This is a genomic window from Uliginosibacterium aquaticum (assembly GCF_012972705.2).
GTDB classification, from domain to species: Bacteria; Pseudomonadota; Gammaproteobacteria; order Burkholderiales; family Rhodocyclaceae; genus Uliginosibacterium; species Uliginosibacterium aquaticum.
In genome coordinates, this window is sequence record NZ_JABCSC020000004.1 from 120681 (window position 1) to 144443 (window position 23763).

Annotated in this window: 27 protein-coding genes; 15 read left to right on the plus strand and 12 right to left on the minus strand. The window is 64.2% G+C overall.

The window, feature by feature from the left end; all coding sequences use genetic code 11:
* Positions 1-227 precede the first annotated feature (227 nt).
* From HJ583_RS15745 to HJ583_RS15760, 4 genes are read left to right on the plus strand one after another with little or no spacing between them, the layout of a single operon-like run.
* On the plus strand, positions 228-428 hold the full coding sequence (locus tag HJ583_RS15745; protein WP_158239291.1) for an AtzG-like protein: 201 nt from the start codon (positions 228-230) through the stop codon (positions 426-428).
* Positions 425-1846, plus strand: coding sequence for an AtzE family amidohydrolase (locus HJ583_RS15750; RefSeq protein WP_217423465.1), 1422 nt, complete (start codon positions 425-427; stop codon positions 1844-1846). Before HJ583_RS15745 ends, HJ583_RS15750 begins: the two co-directional genes overlap by 4 nt.
* Positions 1846-2220 carry an AtzH-like domain-containing protein gene (locus HJ583_RS15755; RefSeq protein WP_101944408.1) on the plus strand — a complete coding sequence of 125 codons (375 nt, stop codon included), beginning with the start codon at positions 1846-1848 and terminating at the stop codon, positions 2218-2220. The genes HJ583_RS15750 and HJ583_RS15755 overlap by 1 nt, the downstream gene beginning before the upstream one ends.
* A gap of 37 nt (positions 2221-2257) precedes the next feature.
* A complete protein-coding gene (locus HJ583_RS15760) occupies positions 2258-2953 on the plus strand; it encodes a GntR family transcriptional regulator (protein WP_170022814.1) in 696 nt (231 codons plus the stop codon).
* Here the strand turns inward: HJ583_RS15760 and HJ583_RS15765 are convergent.
* The 6 genes from HJ583_RS15765 to HJ583_RS15790 form a co-directional block, all read right to left on the minus strand.
* Positions 2950-4095 carry a MalY/PatB family protein gene (locus HJ583_RS15765; protein WP_170022815.1) on the minus strand — a complete coding sequence of 382 codons (1146 nt, stop codon included), beginning with the start codon at positions 4093-4095 and terminating at the stop codon, positions 2950-2952. The two genes, HJ583_RS15760 and HJ583_RS15765, sit on opposite strands and share 4 nt — an antisense overlap.
* A 96-nt stretch (positions 4096-4191) precedes the next feature.
* Positions 4192-5124, minus strand: a complete 933-nt coding sequence (cysK, locus tag HJ583_RS15770) for a cysteine synthase A (protein ID WP_170022816.1) — start codon at positions 5122-5124, stop codon at positions 4192-4194.
* A gap of 116 nt (positions 5125-5240) precedes the next feature.
* A complete protein-coding gene (locus HJ583_RS15775; RefSeq protein ID WP_170022817.1) occupies positions 5241-6482 on the minus strand; it encodes a pectinesterase family protein in 1242 nt (413 codons plus the stop codon).
* A gap of 227 nt (positions 6483-6709) precedes the next feature.
* Entirely contained in the window at positions 6710-7198 is a 489-nt protein-coding gene (gene rfaE2 / locus HJ583_RS15780; protein WP_170022818.1) for a D-glycero-beta-D-manno-heptose 1-phosphate adenylyltransferase, read from the minus strand.
* An 82-nt stretch (positions 7199-7280) separates the two neighbouring features.
* Positions 7281-8897 (minus strand): methyl-accepting chemotaxis protein, encoded by a 1617-nt coding sequence (locus HJ583_RS15785; protein ID WP_170022819.1) that lies wholly within the window; start codon positions 8895-8897, stop codon positions 7281-7283.
* Positions 8898-8967: 70 nt separating this feature from the next.
* The gene (locus HJ583_RS15790) at positions 8968-9945 is read right to left on the minus strand and encodes a MerR family transcriptional regulator (RefSeq protein WP_170022820.1); all 978 of its coding nucleotides are present in this window, start codon (positions 9943-9945) and stop codon (positions 8968-8970) included.
* Between the two features lie 157 nt (positions 9946-10102).
* On the opposite strand from HJ583_RS15790, the gene HJ583_RS15795 reads away from it, so the two are divergent.
* The 10 genes from HJ583_RS15795 (at position 10103) to HJ583_RS15840 (ending at position 18660) form a co-directional block, all read left to right on the plus strand.
* Entirely contained in the window at positions 10103-11458 is a 1356-nt protein-coding gene (locus HJ583_RS15795; protein ID WP_170022821.1) for an NAD(P)/FAD-dependent oxidoreductase, read from the plus strand.
* Positions 11455-12219, plus strand: coding sequence for a DUF1365 domain-containing protein (locus tag HJ583_RS15800; protein ID WP_170022822.1), 765 nt, complete (start codon positions 11455-11457; stop codon positions 12217-12219). The genes HJ583_RS15795 and HJ583_RS15800 overlap by 4 nt, the downstream gene beginning before the upstream one ends.
* Positions 12216-13463 (plus strand): class I SAM-dependent methyltransferase, encoded by a 1248-nt coding sequence (locus HJ583_RS15805; RefSeq protein WP_170022823.1) that lies wholly within the window; start codon positions 12216-12218, stop codon positions 13461-13463. Before HJ583_RS15800 ends, HJ583_RS15805 begins: the two co-directional genes overlap by 4 nt.
* A gap of 5 nt (positions 13464-13468) precedes the next feature.
* The gene (locus HJ583_RS15810; RefSeq protein ID WP_170022824.1) at positions 13469-13987 is read left to right on the plus strand and encodes a chalcone isomerase family protein; all 519 of its coding nucleotides are present in this window, start codon (positions 13469-13471) and stop codon (positions 13985-13987) included.
* A complete protein-coding gene (locus HJ583_RS15815; protein WP_170022825.1) occupies positions 13984-15249 on the plus strand; it encodes an MFS transporter in 1266 nt (421 codons plus the stop codon). Before HJ583_RS15810 ends, HJ583_RS15815 begins: the two co-directional genes overlap by 4 nt.
* Complete coding sequence (locus HJ583_RS15820) at positions 15246-15776, plus strand: DUF3833 domain-containing protein (RefSeq protein WP_170022826.1); 531 nt, start codon at positions 15246-15248, stop codon at positions 15774-15776. Before HJ583_RS15815 ends, HJ583_RS15820 begins: the two co-directional genes overlap by 4 nt.
* Before the next feature lie 64 nt (positions 15777-15840).
* Entirely contained in the window at positions 15841-16614 is a 774-nt protein-coding gene (locus HJ583_RS15825; RefSeq protein WP_170022827.1) for an SDR family NAD(P)-dependent oxidoreductase, read from the plus strand.
* Entirely contained in the window at positions 16614-17033 is a 420-nt protein-coding gene (locus HJ583_RS15830; RefSeq protein WP_170022828.1) for a nuclear transport factor 2 family protein, read from the plus strand. Before HJ583_RS15825 ends, HJ583_RS15830 begins: the two co-directional genes overlap by 1 nt.
* A 90-nt stretch (positions 17034-17123) precedes the next feature.
* Entirely contained in the window at positions 17124-17780 is a 657-nt protein-coding gene (locus HJ583_RS15835) for a response regulator transcription factor (protein ID WP_170022829.1), read from the plus strand.
* Positions 17773-18660, plus strand: a complete 888-nt coding sequence (locus tag HJ583_RS15840) for a sensor histidine kinase (protein ID WP_170022830.1) — start codon at positions 17773-17775, stop codon at positions 18658-18660. Before HJ583_RS15835 ends, HJ583_RS15840 begins: the two co-directional genes overlap by 8 nt.
* Positions 18661-18717: 57 nt before the next feature.
* On the opposite strand, the gene HJ583_RS15845 is transcribed toward HJ583_RS15840, so the two are convergent.
* The 6 genes from HJ583_RS15845 to HJ583_RS15870 all read right to left on the minus strand — a co-directional run bounded on the left by HJ583_RS15845 (position 18718) and on the right by HJ583_RS15870 (position 22894).
* On the minus strand, positions 18718-19341 hold the full coding sequence (locus HJ583_RS15845) for a BON domain-containing protein (protein WP_170022831.1): 624 nt from the start codon (positions 19339-19341) through the stop codon (positions 18718-18720).
* A gap of 1 nt (position 19342) precedes the next feature.
* Positions 19343-19933, minus strand: coding sequence for a phosphoheptose isomerase (locus tag HJ583_RS15850; RefSeq protein WP_170022832.1), 591 nt, complete (start codon positions 19931-19933; stop codon positions 19343-19345).
* A 5-nt stretch (positions 19934-19938) separates the two neighbouring features.
* Positions 19939-20892, minus strand: coding sequence for an N-acetyl-gamma-glutamyl-phosphate reductase (argC, locus tag HJ583_RS15855; RefSeq protein WP_170022833.1), 954 nt, complete (start codon positions 20890-20892; stop codon positions 19939-19941).
* 194 nt (positions 20893-21086) lie between these two features.
* Complete coding sequence (locus tag HJ583_RS15860) at positions 21087-21860, minus strand: SDR family oxidoreductase (protein ID WP_170022834.1); 774 nt, start codon at positions 21858-21860, stop codon at positions 21087-21089.
* Positions 21861-22092: 232 nt separating this feature from the next.
* On the minus strand, positions 22093-22470 hold the full coding sequence (locus HJ583_RS15865) for an HIRAN domain-containing protein (RefSeq protein WP_170022835.1): 378 nt from the start codon (positions 22468-22470) through the stop codon (positions 22093-22095).
* A 1-nt stretch (position 22471) separates the two neighbouring features.
* Positions 22472-22894 carry a YraN family protein gene (locus tag HJ583_RS15870; RefSeq protein WP_170022836.1) on the minus strand — a complete coding sequence of 141 codons (423 nt, stop codon included), beginning with the start codon at positions 22892-22894 and terminating at the stop codon, positions 22472-22474.
* On the opposite strand from HJ583_RS15870, the gene rsmI reads away from it, so the two are divergent.
* Positions 22893-23759: a 16S rRNA (cytidine(1402)-2'-O)-methyltransferase gene (rsmI, locus tag HJ583_RS15875; RefSeq protein ID WP_170022837.1), complete on the plus strand. Its 867-nt coding sequence runs from the start codon at positions 22893-22895 to the stop codon at positions 23757-23759. The two genes, HJ583_RS15870 and rsmI, sit on opposite strands and share 2 nt — an antisense overlap.
* Positions 23760-23763: the final 4 nt, after the last annotated feature.

The following is a 23763-nucleotide window of genomic DNA, read 5'->3' on the forward strand; positions in this document are numbered from 1 at the left end:
GGGGGATGGCGTGGCGCTCCGCCCGCTTCTGGTGCGGGGCGCCAACCGCTCCCCCAGCGCCCTGCCGGAGTGGCGCGGATCAGCCTGAGAAGGCAGAGGCGCTTGCTGCTACAAGGTTTGGGAGGGCGCAGCGGGAGGGCTGTTCAGCAGAGGCGCAGGCAGGGGAACAGAAATTGCATTTGATCTTGTATGCAAGATTGTTTCCGAACCCCATAAAGGAGGAGCCCATGCAAAGCGAAGTGGTGATGAAGGAGAACCCCTGGCTGGCCTATGTAGAGCAGGTGGCGGTGCTGCAGGGGTATGCGCTGGATGCGCCGCAGCTCGCGCGGGTGGCGGAGCAGATGGCATTGGTGGCGCGTGTGGCAGCGCCGCTGCTGGCACTGCCACTGGCGGCCGCCGTGGAACCGGCGCCGATCTTTCGCCCATGAGCGCGGCAGAGGCGTGGCTGGGACGCAATGCCTGGCAGATGGCGGAGGGGGTGGCAGGCGGAGAGGTGAGTGCACGTGAGCTGGCAGAAGCCAGTTTTGCCCGCATGGATGAACGGGATGGAGCGCTCCTTGCCTATACCGACCAGACCCGCGAGCGCGCCCTGCGCGAGGCTGCCGCAGTGGATGCGCAGCGGGCACGGGGCGAAGCCCTGGCGCCGCTGGCTGGTGTGCCCTATGCCGTGAAGAATCTGTTCGACATCGTCGGTCTGCCGACCCTGGCCGGCGGGCACCGCGCGCGTACTGCGGGCCCGGCGGCCGCGGACGCCACCCTGGTCGCGCGTTCGGCCGTGGCCGGTGCCTGTCTGCTGGGTGGGCTGAACATGGATGCGTATGCCTATGGCTTCACCACCGAAAACAGCTTTCATGGCGTGACCCGGAATCCGCTCGATCCGACCCGCGTGGCCGGCGGCTCCTCAGGTGGCAGCGGCGCCGCGGTCGCGGCTGGGCTGTGCGCCTTCTCGCTGGGCTCGGATACCAATGGCTCAATCCGCGTGCCGGCTTCCTTCTGTGGCATCTACGGCCTCAAGCCTACCTACGGCGGGCTCTCACGGGGCGGCAGCATGCCTTTTGTGCACAGCATCGATCACGTCGGTCCCTTTGCGCGTTCGCCACGTGATCTGGCGCGGATCTTCGATGTGCTGAGCGGGCTTGATCCGCGGGACCAGGCCTGTCGGCGCGTAGCCGGTGCGGCGACCGAGGCCGCAGTACTGCAGGCGCAGCTGCAGGGCCCGGGAGCGCTGCGGGTGGCACGGCTGAGTGGCTACTTTGATCAATGGTCCGGCCCGGAGGCGCGCCGAGCCAGCGAGCGTGTGGCGCAGGCGCTGGCCGCCAGCGACGAGCTGGATATTGCCGATGTGGCGGCGGCTCGCGCCGGAGCCTTCGTGATCACTGCCAGCGAATCGGGCCAGCTCTACCGCCCGGCCTTGCAGGCCTGGTATGAGGACATGGAGCCGAATAATCGCGACCGCATGCTCGCTGGCAGCCTCATTCCAGCCAGCTGGTATGTGCAGGCCCAGCGCTTCCGGCAGGTTTTTCTGCAGCGCCTGCAGGATTATTTCGAGCGTTTCGATCTGCTGATTGCGCCCGCTACGCCGGTAGTGGCGACCACGATTGCCCAGCCCGAGCTGGACTTGCCGGGCGGGCGGGTGCCGACGCGCCCCTCGATCGGCCTGCTGACCCAGCCGATTTCTTTTATCGGCCTGCCAGTGGTGGCTGTGCCGCTGCCCACAGACACTGCCTTGCCGATCGGTGTCCAGCTGATTGCTGCGCCGGGCCGGGAGGATGTGGCGCTGGCTGCGGCGGCGGTTCTGGAGGCGCAGGGCCTGTGTTTTCGTCAACCGTGGATCAGGGAGGGGTAATGCCGATCAATGATGAACGCATGTGTGCCGAGGTGAGCAAGGCTTCGGATCGCTACGAGGCGGCCTTGCTGGTGAACGATCTGGCCGTGCTCGACGAGCTGTTCTGGAAGGATGGTCGGGTCGAACGGGTCAATGCTTCGGATGAGCAGGTCGGTATAGATACGATTCGGGCTTTCCGCGCGGCGCGCCCGTTGCGTGGCCTGGCGCGCGAACGGCTGGCTCGGCGCATCGTGTGTTTCGGCACCCACAGCGCCACTGTGAACATCGTTTTCCGGCGTAGCGTGGATGGCCGCATCGGCCGCCAGAGCCAGACCTGGGTGCGTTTCGGGACAGACTGGCGTATCGTCTTCGCTCATATCAGCTATCGCGAATGATGCCCGATGGCTGGCCCTCCACTGCCTTGAAGTGCGCATGAGCCCAGACGATCTCTCCTCCGCTTCCCCAGGCCTGGCCGGCTCGCGTGTCGATCACGTGTATGCCCGTGTCAAGGACGACATTTTTGAATTCCGTTTGCTGCCCGGCGATCGCTTCACCGAGAGCCAGGTGGCTGAGCGCCTTGGGGTGAGCCGCACGCCGGTGCGCGAGGCGCTCTACCGGCTGGAGCGGGAGGGGTATCTGTTCGTGCACTTCAGGAATGGCTGGAGCGTGCGTCCCTTTGATTTCGTGATGTTCGAGAATCTCTACGAGCTGCGCATGATCCTTGAGAGTGCGGCGGTGCGAAAACTCTGCGACCAGACCGATCTGAGCCATGTGGAGGTGCTCAAGCCCGTCTGGCTGGTGCCGGAGGAGGCGCGCGTGCGCGATGCTCGCGCGGCGGCCGAGCTGGATGAAATCTTTCACACTACCCTGGTGGATGCGGCAGACAACCCTGAGCTGGCCCGCGTGCATAACGATGTGATCGAGCGCATCCGCATCATCCGCCGGCTGGATTTCACTCAGGGCTACCGCGTGGAGCGCACTTACGAGGAGCACGCTCAGATCCTTCAGGCCATTCTGCGCCGGCGCGCCGATCAGGCCGTGCTGCTGCTCAACAGCCATATCGCCGAGAGCCGCGCCGAGGTGCGCAAGATCACCCTGCACCGGCTCCAGTCTGCGCGCCAGAGTTAGACCGCTCGCACCGCGGTGGCCAGTCTTTGTAAGGCCTCGTCCAGCAATGCCCGGCTGCAGCCGAAGTTCAGGCGCAGGAAACCGTTCAGGCCGAAGTCGCGGCCGTCCGAGAGTCCCAGACCGTGTCGTTCGAAGTGGCGCTGCGGGTCGGTGAGGCCCAGCCCGCGGCAGTCCAGCCAGGCCAGATAGGTGGCCTCGACTTGCGTCATGGAGAGGCCGGGCAGGGCATTCACGCCGGCCAGCAGGGCGCGCGCATTGCTCTGCAGGTAGGCCAGCAGGGCTTCACGCCAGGGGCCGCCGTCACGGTAGGCCGCTTCGCAGGCGACAAGGCCTAGCACGTTAACGTCCGGGATCAGGCCACGCGCGCTGGCCAGGTATTGTTTGCGCAGATGGGCATTCGGGATCACTGCGAAGGCGCAGCCGAGGGCCGGGATGTTCCAGGTTTTTGAGGGCGCCATCAGGGTGATGCTGCGCTGGGCGATGGCTTCATCCAGCGCGGCGATCGGCAGATAGGGCTGGGCCGAATCGATCACCAGGCCGCAGTGGATGTCATCCGAGCAGATCAGCCAGTCATGCTTTTCAGCGTGCCAGGCGAGGCGTGTGAGCTCTTCGCGGGTCCACACCCGGCCGACCGGGTTGTGCGGATTGCACAGCATCAAGAGGCGCGCGCTCTGGGTGGCGAGCAGGGCGTCGAGGCCGTCCCAGTCATATTCCCAGCGCCCGCCCTTGAGCACCAGCTCGCTGCGCACCAGGCGGCGTTGGTGGTTGTCTGGCGCCAGCAGCATCGGCGGGTAGATCGGCGGGAAGGTGAGCACGCCGTCGCCGGGCTCTCCAGCGAGGCGGCAGGCGAGGTTGAAGCCCTGCACCACGCCGGGCAGGAAAACCAGCCAGTCTGGCTCGATCTGCCAGTCGTGATCGCGCGCGATGCCTTCCACGATGGCTTCGCGCAGGGCTGTGGAGACATGGGCATAGCCGAATACGCCGTGATCGAGACGGGCCTGAAGGGCTTCACGCACGGCGGGGGGAGCGGCGAAATCCATGTCGGCCACCCACATTGGCAGCACGTCGCGATGGGCATAGCGTTGCCACTTGATGCTGTCTGAGTGACGGCGGTCGGGCGGGGTATCAAAGTCAAAAGCCATGGTGCGGAACTCCTGAAGTGATCAGGGATTGTAGGGCGGGCGCGAAGAAAAGAAGAGGGCGCCGCAGCGCCCTCCTTGAAGCAGGTTTGAGCTGGCTCAGACTGCCAGATGCTCAAACAGCGGGGTGGAGAGATAACGCTCGCCGAAGCTCGGGATGATCACCACGGTGGTCTTGCCGGCATTCTCCGGGCGGCGGGCCACCTGGAGTGCGGCCCATACGGCGGCGCCGCTGGAAATGCCGACCAGCAGGCCTTCTTCGGTGGCCATCCGGCGGGCGATGTCGAAGGTGTCAGCGTTGCTCACGCGCAGTACTTCGTCATACACGCCGGTGTTGAGGATGCCCGGCACGAAACCGGCACCGATCCCCTGGATCGGGTGCGGACCGCGCGCGCCGCCGGAGAGCACCGGGCTGGCGTCGGGTTCCACGGCAAAGACCTGCACCGAGGGCTTCTTGGCCTTGAGCACTTCGCCCACGCCGGTGACCGTGCCACCGGTGCCGACGCCGGCTACGAAGAGGTCGACCGTGCCGTCGGTGTCACGCCAGATTTCTTCGGCCGTGGTGTGGCGGTGAATCTCGGGGTTGGCCGGGTTCTCGAACTGCTGCGGGATGAAGTAGCGTGAGTCCGCAGCGGCAAGGTCCTGCGCGCGCTTGATCGCGCCCGGCATGCCTTCCGGTCCCGGGGTGAGGATCAGCTCGGCACCGTAGGCCTTGAGTAGCAGGCGGCGCTCACGGCTCATGGTTTCGGGCATTACGAAGGCGCACTTGTAGCCCTTGGCCGCACAGACCATGGCCAGACCGATGCCGGTGTTGCCGGAGGTGGGCTCCAGCACGATGGTGTCCGGGCCGATCTTGCCGGCCTTCTCAGCCGCTTCGATCATGGCTGCGGCGATCCGGTCCTTCACGCTGTGGGCCGGGTTGAAGAACTCGAGCTTGGCCAGCACGCGGCCGTTGATGCCGGCGGCGAGGCGATTGAGTTGCACCAGCGGGGTGTTGCCGATCAGCTCGGTGACATTGGCGGCGATCTTCATGCAGTCTCTCCTTGAGTGGAATACCGGGCGATTCTATGCCGGGCCCGCTGGAATGAGGAGCCCGGCAAGGGGAATGAGAAAGGGGCCCGCAGGCCCCTTGTGGATTCAGTGCATGCTTACTTGGCCGCGCCCGGGCCGGAGTTGCGGAACTCGAACAGGCGGTTGGCCGGGAAGGCCGTGTTGACCTTCGGGTTGCCGAACTGCACGGTCTGCGCCTTCTCGGAATCGAAGGGACGGCTGGTGGTGGCGGCCTTGTTCCAGGGCGACTCGGCGTCGATGTGAGCGCCGATCCAGGAGCTGCGGATCACCAGCATGCCATTGGGCATGTGTACCTTGCCGTCCTTGGCCTTGTAGGTGCCGCTGCTGTCATCCCAGGCACGGCCCAGGCTGATCTTCTTGCCTTCCTTGTTGGCATCCGAGGTGAACTTGGAGTTGGTCACCAGATAGCCGAAGGGGTAGATGTCGGGATGGCTGGGGGCGAACACGAAGCCACCTTCGGCGCCTTCACGATCGGTCAGGGACTTGAATTCCACCTTGTCGAACACGGTCACGGCGTGGCCGAAGATGAAGTCCACATCACCCTCGATGTAGCTGTTGGTGATGAAGACGCGATTGATCGTGGCGCGATCCTTCGATTTCACCATCAGCGTGTCCTGATTGCCGAGGAGGCGCACATTGTCGAGGATCACCTTGTCGCCACGCGTGTTCAGAGCCACCGCTTGGGTGCCGCTCTTGGGATTGGGGCGCTCATCGTAGTCGTTAGAGATGGTCAGGTTCTTGGCCTGGAAGCCATCCGAGTAGGCCAGGAAGGTGCTGCTGCCGGAGGTGCCGTAGGTGTCAGCGCCTTTGCGGCCTTCGCAGGCATTGGCGGTGGCCTCCTTGTCCTTCTTGCTGCCGCTGGCGAGGTTGCTCACGATCAGCACCTTGCTGGCGTCGCCGTCCAGGCCATAGAAGGTGACCGGGGCGGTTTCCTTCAGGCAGATCTGTTCACGGTAGGTGCCGGGCTTGACCAGGACATACACGCGCTCGCTGCCGCCCTTGGCGGTGAGGGTGTCGACAACCGACTGGATGGTCTTGTGCGTGCCGCTGCCATCGGCCGCGACGATGTAGGTGGGCTTGAGCTTGGCGACATCGCCGATGCCATTGGTGAGCGGGTCCCACGGATCATTGCTCGGCTCTTCGATCAGGCCGCCCTTGGCGAAATAGGCCGCCATGGTCTGGCCGGCCGCCTTGTCGACAGCCAGTTGCGGACGCTTGGCGGTGCTGGTGGCCAGCGGGCCTTCCAGCGACGTGGCGCAGGCGCCCAGCAGCAGGGCAGACAACACGGCAAGGCTCAGAGTCTTCTGATAAGTCTTCACGCAAATCCTCCTTGGAATGGAGCGGGCAGGTACCCGCTCGTGGAACCGGAAACAGGAATCTACGCCGCTGGCCCAGCCTCTGCCAAGTGCATTTCTTTTGCATGTTGGCCGGGAACAACGAGCGAATGCCGACCCCACCGCAAAACAAGCGGAAGGTGTCGGTCAGCGAATTGAAAATGACGAAAAGGGGGAGGCGCGAAAAGCCGTGTGACGGGCGTTGGTGGCGCTCAGAGCGAACGGATCTTGCCGAGCAGGGCGGTGGTGGAGCGATCCACTTCGAAGGGGATGGAGTGTACGCTGCCGCCCCAGCCGAGTACTTCGGTGTAGCCGACGATCTTCTCGACCGGCCAGTCGCCTCCCTTGACCAGGATATCGGGGTGGCATTCGAGGATGCGTGCGATGGGCGTGTCCTCGTCGAACCAGGTCACCATGTCGGCGCAGCGCAGGGCGGCCATTACGGCGGCGCGATCTTCCTGGGTGTTGATCGGGCGGTCATCGCCCTTGCCCTGACGTTTTACGGAAGCGTCGGTGTTCAGCGCCACGATCATCGAGGCGCCGAGTGCCCGTGCTTGGGCCAGATAGGTCACATGGCCGCGGTGGATGATGTCGAAGCAGCCGTTGGTGAATACCAGCGGGCGCGGCAATTCGGCGATGCGGCGGGCGAGATCTTCCGGGGCGACGATGCGGGACTCGAATTCGGGGCGGGCGTAGCTCATGGCGGCAGGTATGCAAAGGGTGGAAGCCGCCAGTTTAGCAGCCGCGCCGGGCCTGGCGCGGCTTGCCTGAAGCACCGCTTGCTCAGACCCGGAAACGCTCCAGCGCGACATTGATATCGCGGGCCATCACGCTCAGCGAGGACACCGATTCACTGGCACCGCGCACCGAGCGCTCGGCCTCTTCGAGCATGGTGGCGATGCGCTCGACCTGGGTGGCGATATTGGTGCTGGCCGCGTTCTGTTCGGCGGTGGCGTGCGCCACATCATGGATCTTGTCGAGCGTGGAGCGGGTGCTGCTGCTGATCTCGCGCAGCGAGCAGGCAGCCTCTTCAGCGCGTGAAACGCTTTGCGTCACCTGTGGCCCGGCCGCCTGCATGCTGCTGACCACGGCGCTGATTTCGGCCTGAATGGCGATGATGGTGCGGTTGATTTCCTGGGTGGCGCGCGCGGTACGCTCGGCCAGCTTGCGAACTTCGTCTGCCACCACGGCGAAGCCGCGTCCCTGTTCGCCTGCCCGCGCCGCTTCGATGGCGGCATTCAGCGCCAGCAGATTGGTCTGCTCGGCAATCTCCTGAATCTCGTTGGCGATGCCGCCAATCTGGCGTGATTGTTCGTCCAGTTTGCCGATCTGGTGAGTGGCCGAGTCGATTTGCTGGGCGACCTTCTGGAATTCGCTGGCGGCGCCGGCTATCTGGCCTTCCCCGCTGCTGGCCAGTTCCGCCGTGTGACTGGAATGGCCTTCGGTTTCGTGAGCACTGTCGGCAATCATGCCTACGCTGACCGTCATCTCCTCTACCGAGGCGGCGGTGGACGCCGTGGCTTCGGCAGAGTCGGTCGCCGCCTCGCTGATCTCGCTCATGGTGCGGTCGATCTCGCCGGCCGTGCGAGCCAGCGCTGATGATTGAGCCTGAATCTGGCTGATCATGGCCTTGAGGCTTTCGCACATGCTCGCTAGTGAAGCGATCAGGCTGCCCGGCGGGGGGCTGCCGAGGCTCAGGTTCAGCTCGCCGGCGGCCATGTGGTTGACCATTTCGGCGGCATAAGCCGGATCGCCGCCGAGCTGGGCGTAGATGCGTCGCGAGGAGTAGATGGCAAAGCCGATCGAGGCCGCGAGGATCAGAGTGCTGACCAGCAGCATGCGCAGGGCGTAGGAGAGGAAGGTGGCATCGATATCGTCGGTGAAGAAGCCGGTGCCGACCGTCCAGCCCCAGGGCTCGAACACGGTCACGCCGTTGAGCTTGTTCAGGAGATCTTCGGGCTTGGCGCCGGGTTTGGCAGTGGGGATGTCGGCAAAGGCGATCTTGCCCTGCTTGGCCAGCGCTTCGCGATAGACCTCGACGACATGGCGGCCATCGGCCATCTTGGCGCCTTTGTCCATCTTGCCGAGGCGGGCCGGATTGACGTGGGCAACGAAGACGTCCTCCGCGTTGCGCGCGAACAGGTAGTTGTTTTCGTTGCGCAGGCCGGCGAGCGCTTCAGCCGCGCGTGCCTGGGCTTCCTGGCGGCTGAGTTTGCCGGAGGTTTCCTGGGCGTGCAGGTGCTCGAAGAGGCCGATCGACATCTTCAGAAGATTTTCGATCTGAGCATGGCGCTCAGCCTGCATGCTGGCACGCAGGCTGTAGAGGCCGAAGCTGCCTACCAGCAGCAAGCCCACGGCGCCCATGGCGATCATCACGATCAGTCGGGTACTCAGCTTCATGGTCATGTTCCCTTATGGACGGATCCAGAAGCCTGTCAACGGCAAGAGCAGGGAATGGCTTGACTGTCCTTCAGGACGGGGGCGTGGCGTGCCAGTCCTGCAGCGCGAGCAGGGTGTCTGCCATGCCAGCCAGATAGCGCACACCGTCAATGACGGCGGGTTTGTCGGCAAGGTGGCGTCCTCCGGCCCAGATCTGTGTGCCAGGGGCAAGATCGGCGGCCAGGATGCGCAGGCCGCTGAAGGCCGCGCGGGCTGGAAAGGCGCCGCTGAAGGACAGCAGGATTACGTCGAAGCCGCCGTTCTGCGCCGTCTTGCGGATGTCTTCCAGCGGTGTCTGGGCGCCCAGTGAGGTGCAGGCCGCACCATGGCTGGCGAGCAGGGCCTGGGCAAAGAGCAGGCCGAGGCTGTGCAATTCGTTCGGAAAGGTGGTCAGCAGCACGCGCGGGCTGCCGGCGCGGATGGGCAGGGCGTTGATTGTCGCCCGCAACAGGTTCTGCATTTGCTCTGTATACAAATGTTCGTGCGCTACCTCCATTTCGCCGCGTGCCCAGGCCGCTCCGATGGCTATTGACAGCGGAATGGCGAAGTGGAGTACAAAGTCTTCCAGCCCTAGCGTCTGCAGGCGTTCCTGGAGTGCTGAACGAAGAGCGTCTGCTGCACTGGCTTGTAGCAAGCCGAGCATCCTCTGGGCCTCGGCAGGTAGAGCGGCAGGCGCATCGCTCTGCACCAGCAGCGCAGCGAAATCAGTCGGCGAGGCGGCAAAGAGTTTGCCCGGGCGATGGCCCTGGTCCATCAGGCGACGGATCTGGCGCAGGCGCTCGACCTGTTCGCGAGGATAGATGCGCTCGCCATTGGCATCACGCAAGGGTTGCGGGAAGCCATAGCGCTTCTCCCAGACCCTCAGGGTGTCCTTGAGCAGGCCGGTATCCCGCTCCACGGCGGCGATTGAGAGCAGGCCCGGCGCGTCCGGCCGTGTTTCTGCGGACGAACGCTGATCGCCTGTGGCGGTGGCCAGTTCCCTGCGCGGCGATAGTCTGGAGGAAGGCATTCAATAGTTGACCTGTATCAATCTGCTGTCTATCGTAGAGTCACGCATCTTGTTTGTCTAGGACAAATCTGGATTCGGATCCCCCGCAAAGCATGACCGTTACGCCCCTGAACGAGCCGCATTCCAAGGGCTGAAGCCCACCCGACCGGAGCCTGCAATGAAATTGAACGATATCCCCGCAGGGGGAGAGGCCTTATCACACCGCGATTCAGGTGCCTCACCCCGGATTGCGGTGATCGGCGGCGGGATTGCTGGTCTCGGTACGGCCTGGCTGCTTGGGCGCCGGCATGCGGTGACGCTGTTCGAGGCCGGCCACTACGCCGGTGGCCACGCCAATACGGTGGACATCACGGTTGATGGCGTGACGCATCCGGTCGATACCGGTTTTCTGGTTTTCAATCGCCGCACCTATCCAAATCTGTGTGGCCTGTTCCGCGCGCTGGATGTGCCGATCGCTGCAAGCGACATGTCCTTCGGCGTGAGCCTGCAGCAGGAGGGCATCGAGTGGGCCGGTACCGACCTGACGACCCTCTTTGCCCAGCATTCGAATCTGGTGCGGCCCGCGTTCTGGGGCATGCTGCGCGATCTGCGCCGCTTCAATGCCGAGACCACTCGGCTGGCGCGCGAACATGCGGCGCCGGATGTTTCGCTCGGTGAATACCTTGACGCCAACGGCTATGGCGAGGCCTTTCGCTACTGGTATCTGCTGCCGATGGGAGCGGCGATCTGGTCTTGCCCTACCGAGCAGATGCTGGCTTATCCGCTCGCCACCTTCCTGCGCTTCTGCCACAACCATGGCTTGCTCCAGGTGCTCGATCGCCCGCAATGGATGACGGTGCGGGGAGGCTCGCGCGAATACGTGAAGCGGATGTTGCCGGGGATTCCCGATTTGCGTCTGAATTCACCGGTGGCCGGCGTGCGTCGCGATGCTGCGGGCGTGAGCGTGCTGACGGCGGCCGGCGCCGAGCATTTCGATGCCGTGGTGTTTGCTTGTCATAGCGACACCGCTCTGCGCATCCTGGGGGACCAGGCCAGCGCGGGGGAGCGCTCGGTGCTCGGGGCGGTGCGCTATCAGCCCAATCGCGCACTGCTGCACACTGATCCGGCGCTGCTGCCGGCGCGGCAGAAAGTCTGGTCAGCGTGGAACTACCTGACCGGCGCAGGTCAGGCCGATCAGCGTCCGGTGAGTGTGTCCTATCTGCTCAACCAGCTCCAGCCGCTGCCTTTCAAATCACCGGTGGTGGTGTCACTGAACCCCTTCCGGGAGCCCGCACCAGAGCATCTGATCGCGGCCTTCGAATATGACCATCCGGTCTTCGATCAGCGCGCCATCGATGCCCAGGCGCATCTGCCGATGCTGCAGGGCCAGCAACACACCTGGTTTGCAGGCGCCTGGACGGGCTATGGTTTTCATGAGGATGGCATCAAGTCCGCAGTCGACGTGGCCGCCATGCTCGGCGTGGTGGCGCCCTGGAAGGCGCGTCAGTTCGATTTCGCCGGAGCGACGGCATGAACACCGCCCCTGGCCTGGCGTTTGGCGCGGTGATGCATGAGCGCTTCGCGCCGGTCACGAACCGCTTCAGCTACGCCATGTTCACCGTCTGCCTGCCACTCTCGCGTCTCGAAGACGCCGCTTCGCCGCTGCTGGGGATCGAACGCCTGCGTCTGTTTTCCTTCTACCGCAGGGATCACGGCGCGCGTGATGGCTCGCCCTTGCTACCCTGGTTGCGGGCCATCCTGCAGCGCAAGGGGCTGGCGGAGGTCTGCGATGGCGAAGTGATGCTGCAGACCATGCCGCGCCTCTTTGGCTTTGTCTTCAACCCGGTCAGCTTTTGGTATTGCCTGGATCGGGAGGGCCGCGTGCGGGCGGTGCTGGCCGAGGTAAGCAACACCTTTGGCGAGCGCCACAACTACCTGATTGCGCATGAAGACCAGCGCGAAATCCGGGCTGGCGATGAGCTGCGCGCGCGCAAGGTCTTCCATGTTTCGCCTTTCTATCCGGTGCGCGGCGAATACCGCTTCCGTTTCCATACCGCCGGCCTGCATCTGGCGGTGGTGATCGATTATTTCGACGGCGGCTTGCTGCAGCTCGCGACCCGCGTCTCCGGCCGCCTGCAGCCCCTGAGCGCCGCGAACCTATTCAAGGCCTGGCTGCGTTGCCCGCTGCTCACGCTTGGTGTGGTGGCCCGCATCAATCTTCAGGCGCTGCGCCTGCTGGCCCGGCGCGTCACTTTTTTCCGCAAACCCGCAGCTCCGCTCGAGGAGACCACATGAACGCCCGAAGCGATGGCAGCGTGATCAACGCCGCCGAACTCAGCCCCACTTTGCCGGCACTGCGCCGCAAGCCCTCCCGCGCCATGCGCCTGTTGCTGGACATGCTGGCCAGGATCGAAGGCGGTAGCCTGCTGCTGCGCCTGCCCGATGGCAGCAGCCATCTCCTGGGCAGCGGGCCACAGGCGGCTACGCTCACCCTGCATGATGAAGCCGTTTTCGGCCGCATCCTCGCCGCCGGTTCCATTGGTTTCGCTGAAGCCTTCATGGACGGCGCCTGGGAGACGGACCATCTGCCGGCGCTGCTGACCCTGCTGGCCCAGAACCGCGCTGTGCTGGAGCGGGCCATTCATGGCAACGCCCTGCGCCTGGCCGGGCACTGGCTGTGGCATCGCCTGCGCGCCAATACCCGGCGTGGCTCTAAGAAGAACATCGAGGCGCATTACGACCTTGGCAACGATTTCTATCGCCTGTGGCTCGATCGCACGATGAGCTACTCCAGCGCCCTGTGGCCGACCCCGGACGCCAGCTTTGAGGAGGCCCAGCTTGAAAAGTATCGCCACGCCCTGCGCAGCATCGGGGTGCAACCAGGCCAGCATATTCTTGAGATCGGCTGCGGCTGGGGTGGGTTGGCTGAAGTGGCATGCAAGGAGTTCGGCGCCCGCGTGAGTGGGGTGACGCTCTCACACGAGCAACTGGCCTGGGCGCGCGAGCGCGCCGAGCGCGAAGGCTTCGCAGAGCGCGCTGAGTTCAAGCTCTGCGATTACCGTGATCTCACCGGGCAGTACGACCACATCGTCTCCATCGAGATGATCGAGGCGGTGGGCGAGGCCTTTTGGCCTTCCTACTTCGCACAACTGCGCGCCTTGCTCAAGCCGGGCGGGCGCGCCGTGGTCCAGGCGATCACCATCGACAACCACCTGTTTGCCCACTACCGCAAGGATGTGGACTTCATCCAGCGCTACATCTTCCCGGGCGGCATGCTGCCTTCGCCGGAGGTATTTCATGCCCAGTCCGCCAAGGCCGGCCTGCAGTCTGTGGCCGAGCGTGCCTTCGGACTGGATTACGCGCGCACCCTGAACGAGTGGCTGCAGCGCTTCAATGCACAGCTTGATGCGGTGCATGCGCAAGGCTTTGACGCACGCTTCGTGCGCATGTGGCAGTTCTACCTTGGCTACTGCGAAGCCGGCTTCCGCGCCCGTAATACCGATGTGTGGCAGTACGTGCTAAGCCATCACGGGGCTTGAACGCCATGCTCCGCGTTCTGTGCCTCCTGCTCATCAGCCTGTTCGCCGGCAGCGTCTTTGCGCTGCCCGAGGCAGCACGTCAGAACGCGCCGGACTGGCGCGCGCTGGGCCAGGGCGAGATGCGCTGGTTCGGCCTGCGCCTGTATGGCGCCGAGCTGTGGGTGCGCGGCGCCGGATGGTCACGCGAGGGGCCCTTTGCGCTCAAGCTGACCTATGCCCGTGACATTCCCGGGGGGCGGATCGTGGATGCCAGCGTGGACGAGTTGCGCCGCCTGGGCTACCGCGATGAAGTGCAGCTCGTGCGCTGGCGTGAGCACATGACCCGCGCCTTTCCGGATGTGCGGGCCGGGGACAGCATCACTGGCGTGTTTTTGCCCGGGCGCGGTGTGCAGTTCTGGTTCGGTGAGCAGCTGCGCGCGGAAGTGACGGATCTGGAGTTCGCGCGCGCCTTCTTTGATATCTGGCTAGATCCGCGTACCCGGGAGCCGGCATTGCGCGAACGCTTGCTGGGTTTGCGCGGATGAGCAGCGACGCGGCCGGTGCGCGCGCGTCTTTCGCCACGGTACCCAAGCTCTCCGCCGCGAGCTTGCTGGCTTACGGTTTGCTGGGGTTGCCGCTGGCCTTCGTGGCCCTGCCGATCTATGTCCATCTGCCCAAGCTCTACGCCGACTTCGGTTTGTCGCTTGCCACGATCGGCGCAGTGCTGCTGGCGGCGCGTTTGTGGGATGCCGTCATCGACCCGCTGATCGGCTGCTGGGGCGATCGTGCTCGGGATCGGCGCCTGGCCATTTTCGCGGCCGTGCCACTGCTTGTTGCCGGTTTTCTCGGTCTGGTGCAGCCCCCGGTCGAGGCGGGCGCGGCCTGGTTGCTGGGCATGCTGCTGCTGGTCTATCTGGGCTATTCGCTGGCTTCGGTCAATCACCATGCGCTGGGGGCCGAGCTTTCGCCGGATCCACAGGAGCGCACCCGTATTACCGCCACACGCGAGGGGCTGGCCTTGTTCGGCGTGGTGCTGGCCGCTGTGCTGCCAGGCCTGCTCGGGGCGACGCTGGCCGAAGGCCTGGCACGGCTGGCTTGGTTGTTTGCCGGGGTTCTGGTGCTGGCTGTGCTGGCGCTGCGTCGGCTGGCGCCGCTTGCGGCGCGCGCACAGGCTGCCCGCATGAGTCTGCATGCGGCTTTGCGCAGTCTGCGCTTTCGGCGCCTCCTGGCGGTTTTCGCACTCAGTGGCATTGCGGCGGCAATTCCGGCCTCGCTGCTGCTTTTTTTCGTGGCCGATGTGTTGCAGGCCGAGGCGCAGTCTGGCGCCTTCCTTGCCATTTACTTCGTTGCCGGGGCGGCGGGCCTGCCGCTGTGGGTGTGGCTGGCACGGCGGCGCGGCAAGATCTTCGCCTGGGGCTGCGGCATGCTGCTGGCGGTGGGCGTCTTTGGCTGGGCTGCCACGCTGGGCGCAGGCGAAGTGCTGGCTTTTGGCCTGATCTGTGCGCTGTCGGGGATTGCGCTGGGGGCGGATCTGGCTTTGCCGCCCTCGATTCTCGCGGACCTGATTACGCGCGAAGGGGGCGGGGCGGGCAGTTACTTTGGCTGGTGGAACTTCGTCGCCAAACTGAATCTCGCGCTGGCAGCCGGCGTGTCGCTGCCCCTGCTGGGCTGGCTGGGTTATGTGCCGGGCGGGCGGGATGAAACCGGCTTGCTGGCACTGGCCTGGATCTATGCCGGGGTTCCGGCGTTTCTCAAACTCATGTCACTGCTGCTGCTCATTCGGCAGCGCAAGGAGATCGCATCATGAAACGCATACTGCTCGGGCTGATCGCAGGCCTGTTACTGCTGGCGGGCTGCGCCAGCGTCGAGGTAGGGGACTACCGTGCCGAGAAACCCGCGCTTGATCTGCGACAGTACTTCAACGGTCGTCTGGATGCCTGGGGCATGTTCCAGGACCGCTCCGGCAAGGTGATCAAACGCTTTCATGTGGCAATGCGGGCCAGTTGGCAGGGCGAGGTCGGCACGCTGGACGAGGATTTCACCTATTCGGACGGCACCAAGCAGAAGCGCATCTGGACCCTCACGCGCCAGCCTGACGGCAGCTACATTGGCCGCGCGGACGACGTAGTGGGCGAGGCGCGTGGCGAGCTGGCCGGCAATGCGCTGCGCTGGCGCTATGTGCTGGCCCTGCCGGTGGATGGCAAGGTGTACAACGTGAATTTCGATGACTGGATGTACCTCATCGATGACAAGGTGATGCTCAACCGCTCCTTCATGAGCAAATTCGGCTTCGAGCTGGGGCAGGTGACCTTGTCATTTACGAAACAGGACTGAGTTCAGCAGCCTGCGCCGGAGTGCCGGGTGGCGCGCTCACGGGGCTGGTCAGCAGAGGATTGTGATGAAGCCCTTAAATCCGAAGATCACCGATTGGCGTGGCCGCAGCGTATGGCTTATCGGCGCCTCGACCGGCATTGGCGAGGCTCTGGCGCGCGAACTCTCCGCGCTGGGCGCGCGGCTCATGCTGAGCGCCCGCAATGCTGATCGCTTGAGCCAGCTCGCGCGGGAACTGCCCGGTGCGCTCATCCTGCCGCTGGACATCAGCCGGAGCGAGGCGTTGCAGCCTTCGGCGCAAGAGGTCGAACGTCTGCTCGGCAGGCTGGATGTGGTGGTTTTCAATGCGGGCACCTATCAGCCTTTGCGGGCCTGGGAGCTCACGCCGCAGAATATCCGTGCCACGTTGGAGGTGAACCTGCTGGGCGTGATGGACGGAGTGGCCGCCGTGCTGCCGGCCATGCTGGCGGCCGGGCAGGGGCATCTGGTGATCGTGGGTAGCGTGGCGGGCTATCGTGGTTTGCCCAAGGCGGCGGTATACGGCCCCTCGAAAGCCGCGCTGATCAACTTTGCCGAATCGATCTGGCTGGATCTTGCGCCGCGCGGCGTTGCCGTGAGTCTCGTCAACCCCGGTTTCGTGGCGACACCGCTGACTGCGCAGAATGATTTCCGCATGCCGGCGCTGATCAGCGCGCATGAGGCGGCCACGCAGATCCTTGCCGGGCTGGCGCGGGGTGAATTCGAAATCCACTTTCCGAAACGCTTCTCACGCTTTCTCAAACTGCTGCGTCTCTTGCCGGCGCGGCTCTACTTCGCGCTTGTGTCACGGACGGCTCGCTGATGGAAAACACCCTGCAAGGACTCGTCGAGTGGTACCAGACCCTCAGCCCTGACAGCGTCGTCCGGGCGGGTGAGTTTTACGCGCCGCAGGCGCACTTCAAGGATCCCTTCAATGATGTGCGCGGTGTGCCGGCCATCGAACGGATCTTCCTTCATATGTTCGCGCAGCTGGAGTCCCCGCGTTTTGTGGTGCGTGACGTGTGCCGTGGGGAGGGCAGCGCCATGTTGTGCTGGGACTTCGCTTTTTCGGCCCGTGGCGTTGCATATCGGCTACAAGGCAGCACTCGGCTGGAATTTGACCCGAATGGGCAGGTTTCATCCCACGTAGATTACTGGGACCCCGCAGAAGCCCTGTTCATGCGGGTTCCGCTGCTTGGCTGGGTGTTGCGAAAACTTTACAAAGGCCTTTCCGCCACCTGAGGGCTTGCGTATTGCGTCACGTTTTTTGGAGTACTCTTCCGGCACAACATCAACAGGCCCTTGCGGCCCCAGAGACAGGCGGGTGGAGTGATGAACGTATTTGCGCGCAATATCCTTCTGGTCGATGACCATGCCCTTTTGCAGCATGCCTTGAAGGCCATGCTCGAACCGATTCTGGCGGGGGGTGAAATCATCTGTGCTGCATCAGCTCAGGAAGCCGTTGCCGCGCTGCGGGCGGGCAAGACCTTTCACCTCGTGTTGCTGGATCTGAAACTGCCTGACAGCGACGGCCTGCGCCTGATGACCCTGCTGCGCCGCGAAGTTCCGGGCGTGCCGGTAGCGATCTTCTCTGGTCAGGATGCTCCGATCTATCGCCAGCTTGCGCGTGAGGCCGAAGCCGATGGCTTCCTGTCCAAGTCCATGGACCCGAGCGCGCTCGTCGATGGCGTGCGCACCCTGCTGGCCGGCCGTCGCTTCTATGACGATCAGCTTGAGCGCAACCGGGGCAATGGCAGCAACGGCGAGTCGCGTCCGCGCCCCAAGCTGAGCCCCAAGCAGGAGCGCGTGCTGTGCTGTCTGATGGAAGGGCTCTCCAACAAGGAGATAGCCCAGCGCCTGGATCTTTCCGAGCGCACCGTGAAGATGCACCTGACCTCGGTGTACCACGTGCTGGGCGTGAATACCCGCTCACAGGCCATTCTCGTGGGCCAGACCCTGAATCTGTCGATGCCGCCGGAAGATGCGTGAAGCGGTAACCGGCAGCCCCGCCGCCCGTTTGCTGCTATACATGCGCCTGCTGATGGTGGCAGGCTGTGTTGCCTGTCTAGGCGTATTGCTTGGCCATGATGGCCTGACGATCCTGGGTGTGTTGTGGAGCGTTTTTGCTGCGGGCATCTTTGCTGCCCTGTGGTATTTGCTCGAGCGTTTGCAGCGTCTGCCCGCCAGGGTTGAGGTGCTCGCTACGCCGCAGCAGCAGGAGGGAGAATTCCTCTCTGCGATGGGCCACGATCTGCGCCAGCCAGCCCAGGCCATCGCGCTCTTTGCGGCGACCTTGTCGGCCCACCCCTTGCCCGACTCCTCGCGCAAGCTGGTCAGCGGAATCGAGTCAGCGGTGGAGCAACTCTCCGAGCAGCTCGAAGCGGTGTTTGCGATTGCCAAGCTGGAGGCCGGCCGGGTCGAATGCAGCACAAGACCGCTGTCACTTGACGGCTTGTTCTCGCAAGCAATCAACAGCCATCTGGATGAAGCGCACGAGCGCCAGTTGCACTTGCGCCACGTGCCTACCGCGCGCCGGGTACTGGGGGACGAAGCGATGCTGCTTAAAGCCATTGATCGCATGGTGGCGCATGCCGTGGCGATTACTGGTGAAGGTGGTGGGGTAGTGCTTGGCGCTCGCCAGCGCGGCTCCATGGTGCTGATCGAGGTATGGGACAGCAGCGAGGGGATTGCGGTTGAGCTGTTGCCACAGGTTTTCATCCCGGGGTCCAGCTACGGCCAGAACCTCAAGGATCGTGGTCTAGGGCTGGTGCTTGCGCGCCGCCTTGCAGTCCTGCAGGGCGGTCAGCTGACACTGGCTTCGCGTGCCGGGCGGGGCTGTCTGTTGCGCCTGGCGCTTCCGGCTGCCTGAGTCGCCTACCGCTGCAAAAGCAAAGGGCCGCATTGCGCGGCCCTTTTTACGTCTGGCTTATTGTGCCGGCGCTGCTGGCTGGCTTGACTGGACGCTGAGTTGCCGGGCTTTCTCTGGCGAAATGACTTCGATCACGTTGACGACCTTGCGGACCCCTGAGGTCGAGCGGGCGACCTGTGCCGCAACATTGGCTTCGGTTTCGGTCAGCAGGCCCATGAGATAGACCGTGCCGGACTCGCTGACGACTTTCACATTGTTGGCCGACAGCTCCTTGGCATTGACCAGGCGGGTCTTCACCGAGGAGGTCAGCCAGGCGTCATTGCTACGCGCAGTGAAGGAGGCCGGATAGCCGATGCTCACCTCGTTATAAACCTCCAGCACATTCGGCACGCTGCGGGCATGGGCTTCGACTTCGGCGCGACTGGCTTCGTCAATAGCCTGTCCGGTGAGCAGGACCCAGCGGTGGTAAGCCGTGGCCGAGACATTGGTCTTGGCTTCAAGCGCTGCCGGGAAGCCACGGTTGAACTTGTGTTCGATTTCCGTATCCATCAGTTGTTCGCTGTAGGCACGGCGGTCCATCGTGGAGGCTACTCCGGTGCCTACACCGGCAACTACCAGCGGGACGCAAGCTTGCAGTAATCCGCCAGCAACGAGGATGCAGCTCAGGGTTCGCAGTTTCATTTCATTCCTCTCCCATCAGCAGACAGTCGATGCCATCACAGATGCAGTGGATGGCGAGCAGGTGGATTTCCTGGATCCGGGCGGTGCGCTCATGTGGCACGCAGATGTGTACATCGCCTTCGCGCAGCATGCCGGCAAGCATGCCGCCGCCTTTTCCGGTGAGCGCCACCACGCGCAGGTCACGTTCATGGGCCGCTTCGACGGCGGCGAGGATGTTGGGTGAATCACCGCTGGTAGAAATCGCCAGCAATACATCATGCGGCTGGCCCAGAGCACGAACCTGCTTGGCGTAGACCTGTTCCCAGGAGTAGTCGTTGGCGATTGCGCTCATGGTCGAGCTATCGACCGACAAGGCAATGGCTGCCAGCTCCGGGCGCTCGCGTTCGTAGCGACCGATCAGCTCGGATGCGAAGTGTTGGGCATCTGCTGCCGAGCCGCCGTTGCCGCAGGCGAGGATCTTGCCGTTGGAGAGCAGGGTTTGCACCATCAGTTCAGCAGCATCTGCCAGCGGCAGCGAGAGCTGCTCTGCGGCCGCCAGCTTAGTCTGGGCGCTGTCTTCGAAGTGCAGGGCGATGCGGGAAGCGAGATCCATCGTGCTTACACCGCCAGACCAGTCAGCTCATCACAACCCAGGGCAATGTTCATGCACTGGATGGCCGCGCCGGAGGCGCCCTTGCCGAGGTTGTCAAAACGGGCGACGAGCAGGATCTGCCCGGCATGGCCGAACACGAAGAGCTCGGCACGGTTGGTATCGTTGCAGCGCGTGGCGGGCAGAAAGCCGGCTTCCACCACATCGCCACCGCCCAGCGGCATAACCTTCACGCAGGCTTCGTCGGCGTAGTAACGGTTCAGTTCGGCATGCACGGCCTCTGGCGTGAGGCCGCTCAGCAGACGTGGCAGCAGCGGCACCGAAACCAGCATGCCTTGCGCAAACGGGCCGACCACCGGGCTGAATACCGGAGCGTGGGCGATGCCGGTCAGCGCCTGCATTTCCGGCAGGTGCTTGTGGCCAAGGCCCAGCGCATAGATACGTGGCGAGAGCATGTGATCGGGCAGGGCGCCCTGGCCTTCGTAGTCGGCAATCATTTCCTTGCCGCCGCCGCTGTAGCCGGTGAGCGAAGTGCAAGTGAGCGGGTAGTCTGTCGGCACCAGACCTGCCGCGACCAGTGGAGCGATCGTCAGAATGAAACCGGTGGCGTGGCAGCCCGGTACGGCAATGCGCTGGGAGCTGCGCAGGCGTTCGCGCTGACCATGTAGTTCGGGCAAACCATAGACCCAGTCCGGATTCGTGCGATGGGCGGTGCTGGCATCCAGGAAACGGGTGCGGGTGTTGCCTGCTGCCAGCAGGGCGACGGATTCCTTTGAGGCCGCATCAGGCAGGCACAGGAAGACTACGTCGGCGGCGTTGATGTACTCGGCCTTGACGGCGGGATCCTTGCGCTTGTCTTCGGGGATCGTGAGGACTTCGACGTCTGCGCGGCCAGCCAGCCGCTCGTCGATCTTGAGTCCGGTGGTGCCGTGACGGCCGTCGATGAAAACCTTGTAAGTCATGGATGCCTCTGGGGATGTCTGCTTCTTCAGAGCGGATTGTAAACGAGAGGTTCAAAAAGAACCCGGCCCTTGGGCGATCAGAGCTGCCGCCGGGTGTGCGTCGCAACAAAACAAAACCCCCGCCGGTTGCCCGGAGGGGGTTTTGTACGCGATCAATGCTGCCGATTCGTGACCGGATCGGCGTCAGCAGAGATTTAGCGAGCTTGCCAGCCGCCGTCGACGTTCACGATGGCGCCGTTCACGTAGTCAGAAGCTTCGGAAGCCAGGAACACTGCGGTGCCGGCCAGGTCTTCCGGCTCGCCCCAACGACCGACCGGGATGCGATCCAGGATGGCCTTGTTGCGGGCTTCGTCAGCGCGGATCGGAGCGGTGTTGGCGGTAGCGATATAGCCCGGGGCGATACCGTTACAGTTGATGCCCTTGGCGCCCATTTCGTTGGCGATCAGCTTGGTGATACCAGCGATGCCGTGCTTGGAAGCGGTGTAACCCGGCACCAGGATGCCACCTTGATAGGACAGCATCGAGCAGATGTTGATGATCTTGCCCTTGCCGTTGCGGCCAACCACGTGGCGGCAGAAAGCTTGCGACAGGTACATCGGTGCATACAGGTTGATCTGCATGACGAAGTCGAAGTCTTCTTCGGTGTGCTCGAGGAAGGGAGCGCGGCGGATGGTGCCAGCCACGTTTGCCAGGATGTCCACTTGACCAGCCAGTGCAACGGCTTGATCGATCACGCTTTGGGGCGCGCCCTTGGCGGTCAGGTTGGCTTGCAGATACCAGTACTTGCCACCGGTCTTGGCGACAGCGGCTTCCATGGCGGCGGTCGATTCGGCGGCCATCGGTGCGAAGTCAGCACAGATGACGTTAGCGCCAGCTTCAGCCAGCTTGGCAGCGATAGCAGCGCCAATGCCTTGGGCACCACCGGTAACGAGGGCGACCTTGCCCTTCAGATCAAACGGATTGCTCATTCTGTAACTCTCCCGATATTGAAAAAGCCCGCTCGTAAGGGGAAGGGGCTGAGGCACCGTGACGCCCTGGCTGCCGCCTACGGTCTGAAACCGAAGGCGGGAGTGTAAGCCAGCCGGTTTACAGGAACCAGACCGGGCGACACAAAAGCCCTCCGAGTTTACCCGAATCCATAAGGTGTGGCACTTGCGATAGCCACAGGCTTTTGCTTGAGCGGGTTGGATTTGCGCAGGATCAAGGCCGCGGCGTGAGCGGTGCAGCCACCTCGATCTCGATCCGTCTGCGTGGATCCGCATGCTCGCGCAGGCGGCTGATGCGGGCGTCCAGTGCTCGGCCCTGATCCAGTGCCTGGGCAACTGCGCCGTTGTCCGAGCGCGGCAGGTAGCCTAGCGCCTGTCCTTGCCAGTCGACACGCACCGCCAGGGCATCGTAGGGGTTGGCGGCTTCGCGGCTGAGGCTTAGTGCATCACCCTCACGCAAGTGCGGCCAGAGCTGCTCGGCGCTGTGATGACTGAAGCCGGCGAGGGCGCTACGTTGCAGGACGAGGCGCGGATGCTGGGCGAGGGCGGGGGAGACGCCAAGGAGCAGGGCGGCAAGCAGCAGACCGCGCATATCAGGTGCGCTCCATGCTGAAGGCGGCCTGGATCCATTCCGGAGCATGGGCATCCAGCTCGTTCAGAAGGACTGCATCAAAGCGGCAGGGGCGTTGGCGGTAAACGCGCCCGGCGCCTTGCAGCCAGTATCTGGCGGCCAGCACGATGCGACGTTGCTTGGTTGGGGTGATGCTGGCGGCGGCGCCGCCGAAGTCGCGGTGGTGGCGCAGACGGACTTCGACGAAGGCAATGTGACCGGCATGCTCGGCGATCAGATCAATCTCGCCGCCCTTGCAACGCACGTTGCGGGCCAGGATCCGTGCGCCGCGTGCAACCAGATGGGCCTCGGCCAGCCGCTCGGCCTGCACACCCGAGCCTTGCAGCGCGTGGCGGCGCAGCAGACAATCGAGCACTTTCCGGAATCCCGCGATCAAAGCGTCCATGGCCATCCTGCTCAACGAAGAAAATCCGCTCCACGCCTCGCCGGCATTGTATGTGGTGGCCACCCCGCTCGGTAACCGGCTGGACATCAGTCTGCGCGCGCTGGCCGTGCTGCGGGTGGTGGGCACGATCGCAGCGGAAGACACCCGCCACAGCCTGCGTCTTCTCGATGCGCATGGCATTAATGCGAAGATGCTCGCGCTGCACGAGCACAACGAGCAGGAGGGCGCGACGCGGATCATCGCCCTGCTCGAAGCCGGCCAGCATGTGGCCCTGATTACCGATGCCGGTACGCCGGCCGTATCCGATCCCGGTGCGCGGCTGGTGGCACGTGTGCAGGAGGCTGGCTTTCCGGTGGTGCCGGTGCCTGGGGCCTGTGCGGCGATTGCGGCACTCTCGGCTTCGGGTCTGGCGGCGGCGCATTTTCATTTTCACGGCTTCCTGCCACCCAAGCCGACAGCGCGCCGCACGACGCTTGAAGGCCTGCGCGGCATCGATGCGGCACTGGTGTTCTACGAGGCGCCGCACCGCGTGCTGGAGACGGTCGAAGATCTGGCTGCCGTGCTGGAGCCTGAGCGCGAGCTGGTGTTTGCGCGCGAGCTGACCAAGCTCTTCGAGCAGATCGCGCGCATGCCGCTGGGGGCCGCACTGGAATGGTTGCGCGCGGATCCGAATCGCCAGCGCGGCGAGTTCGTGCTGCTGGTGGGGCCGGCACCGCAAAGCGAGGGCCTGCCGCCCGAGGCCGAGCGGGTGCTGAAGCTGCTGCTGGCCGAGTTGCCGCTCAAGACAGCGGCCAGGCTGGCCGCCGAGATCACCGGAGCGGCCAAGAATGCGCTGTATGAACTGGGCCTGCGCCTGAAGGCTTGAGTCG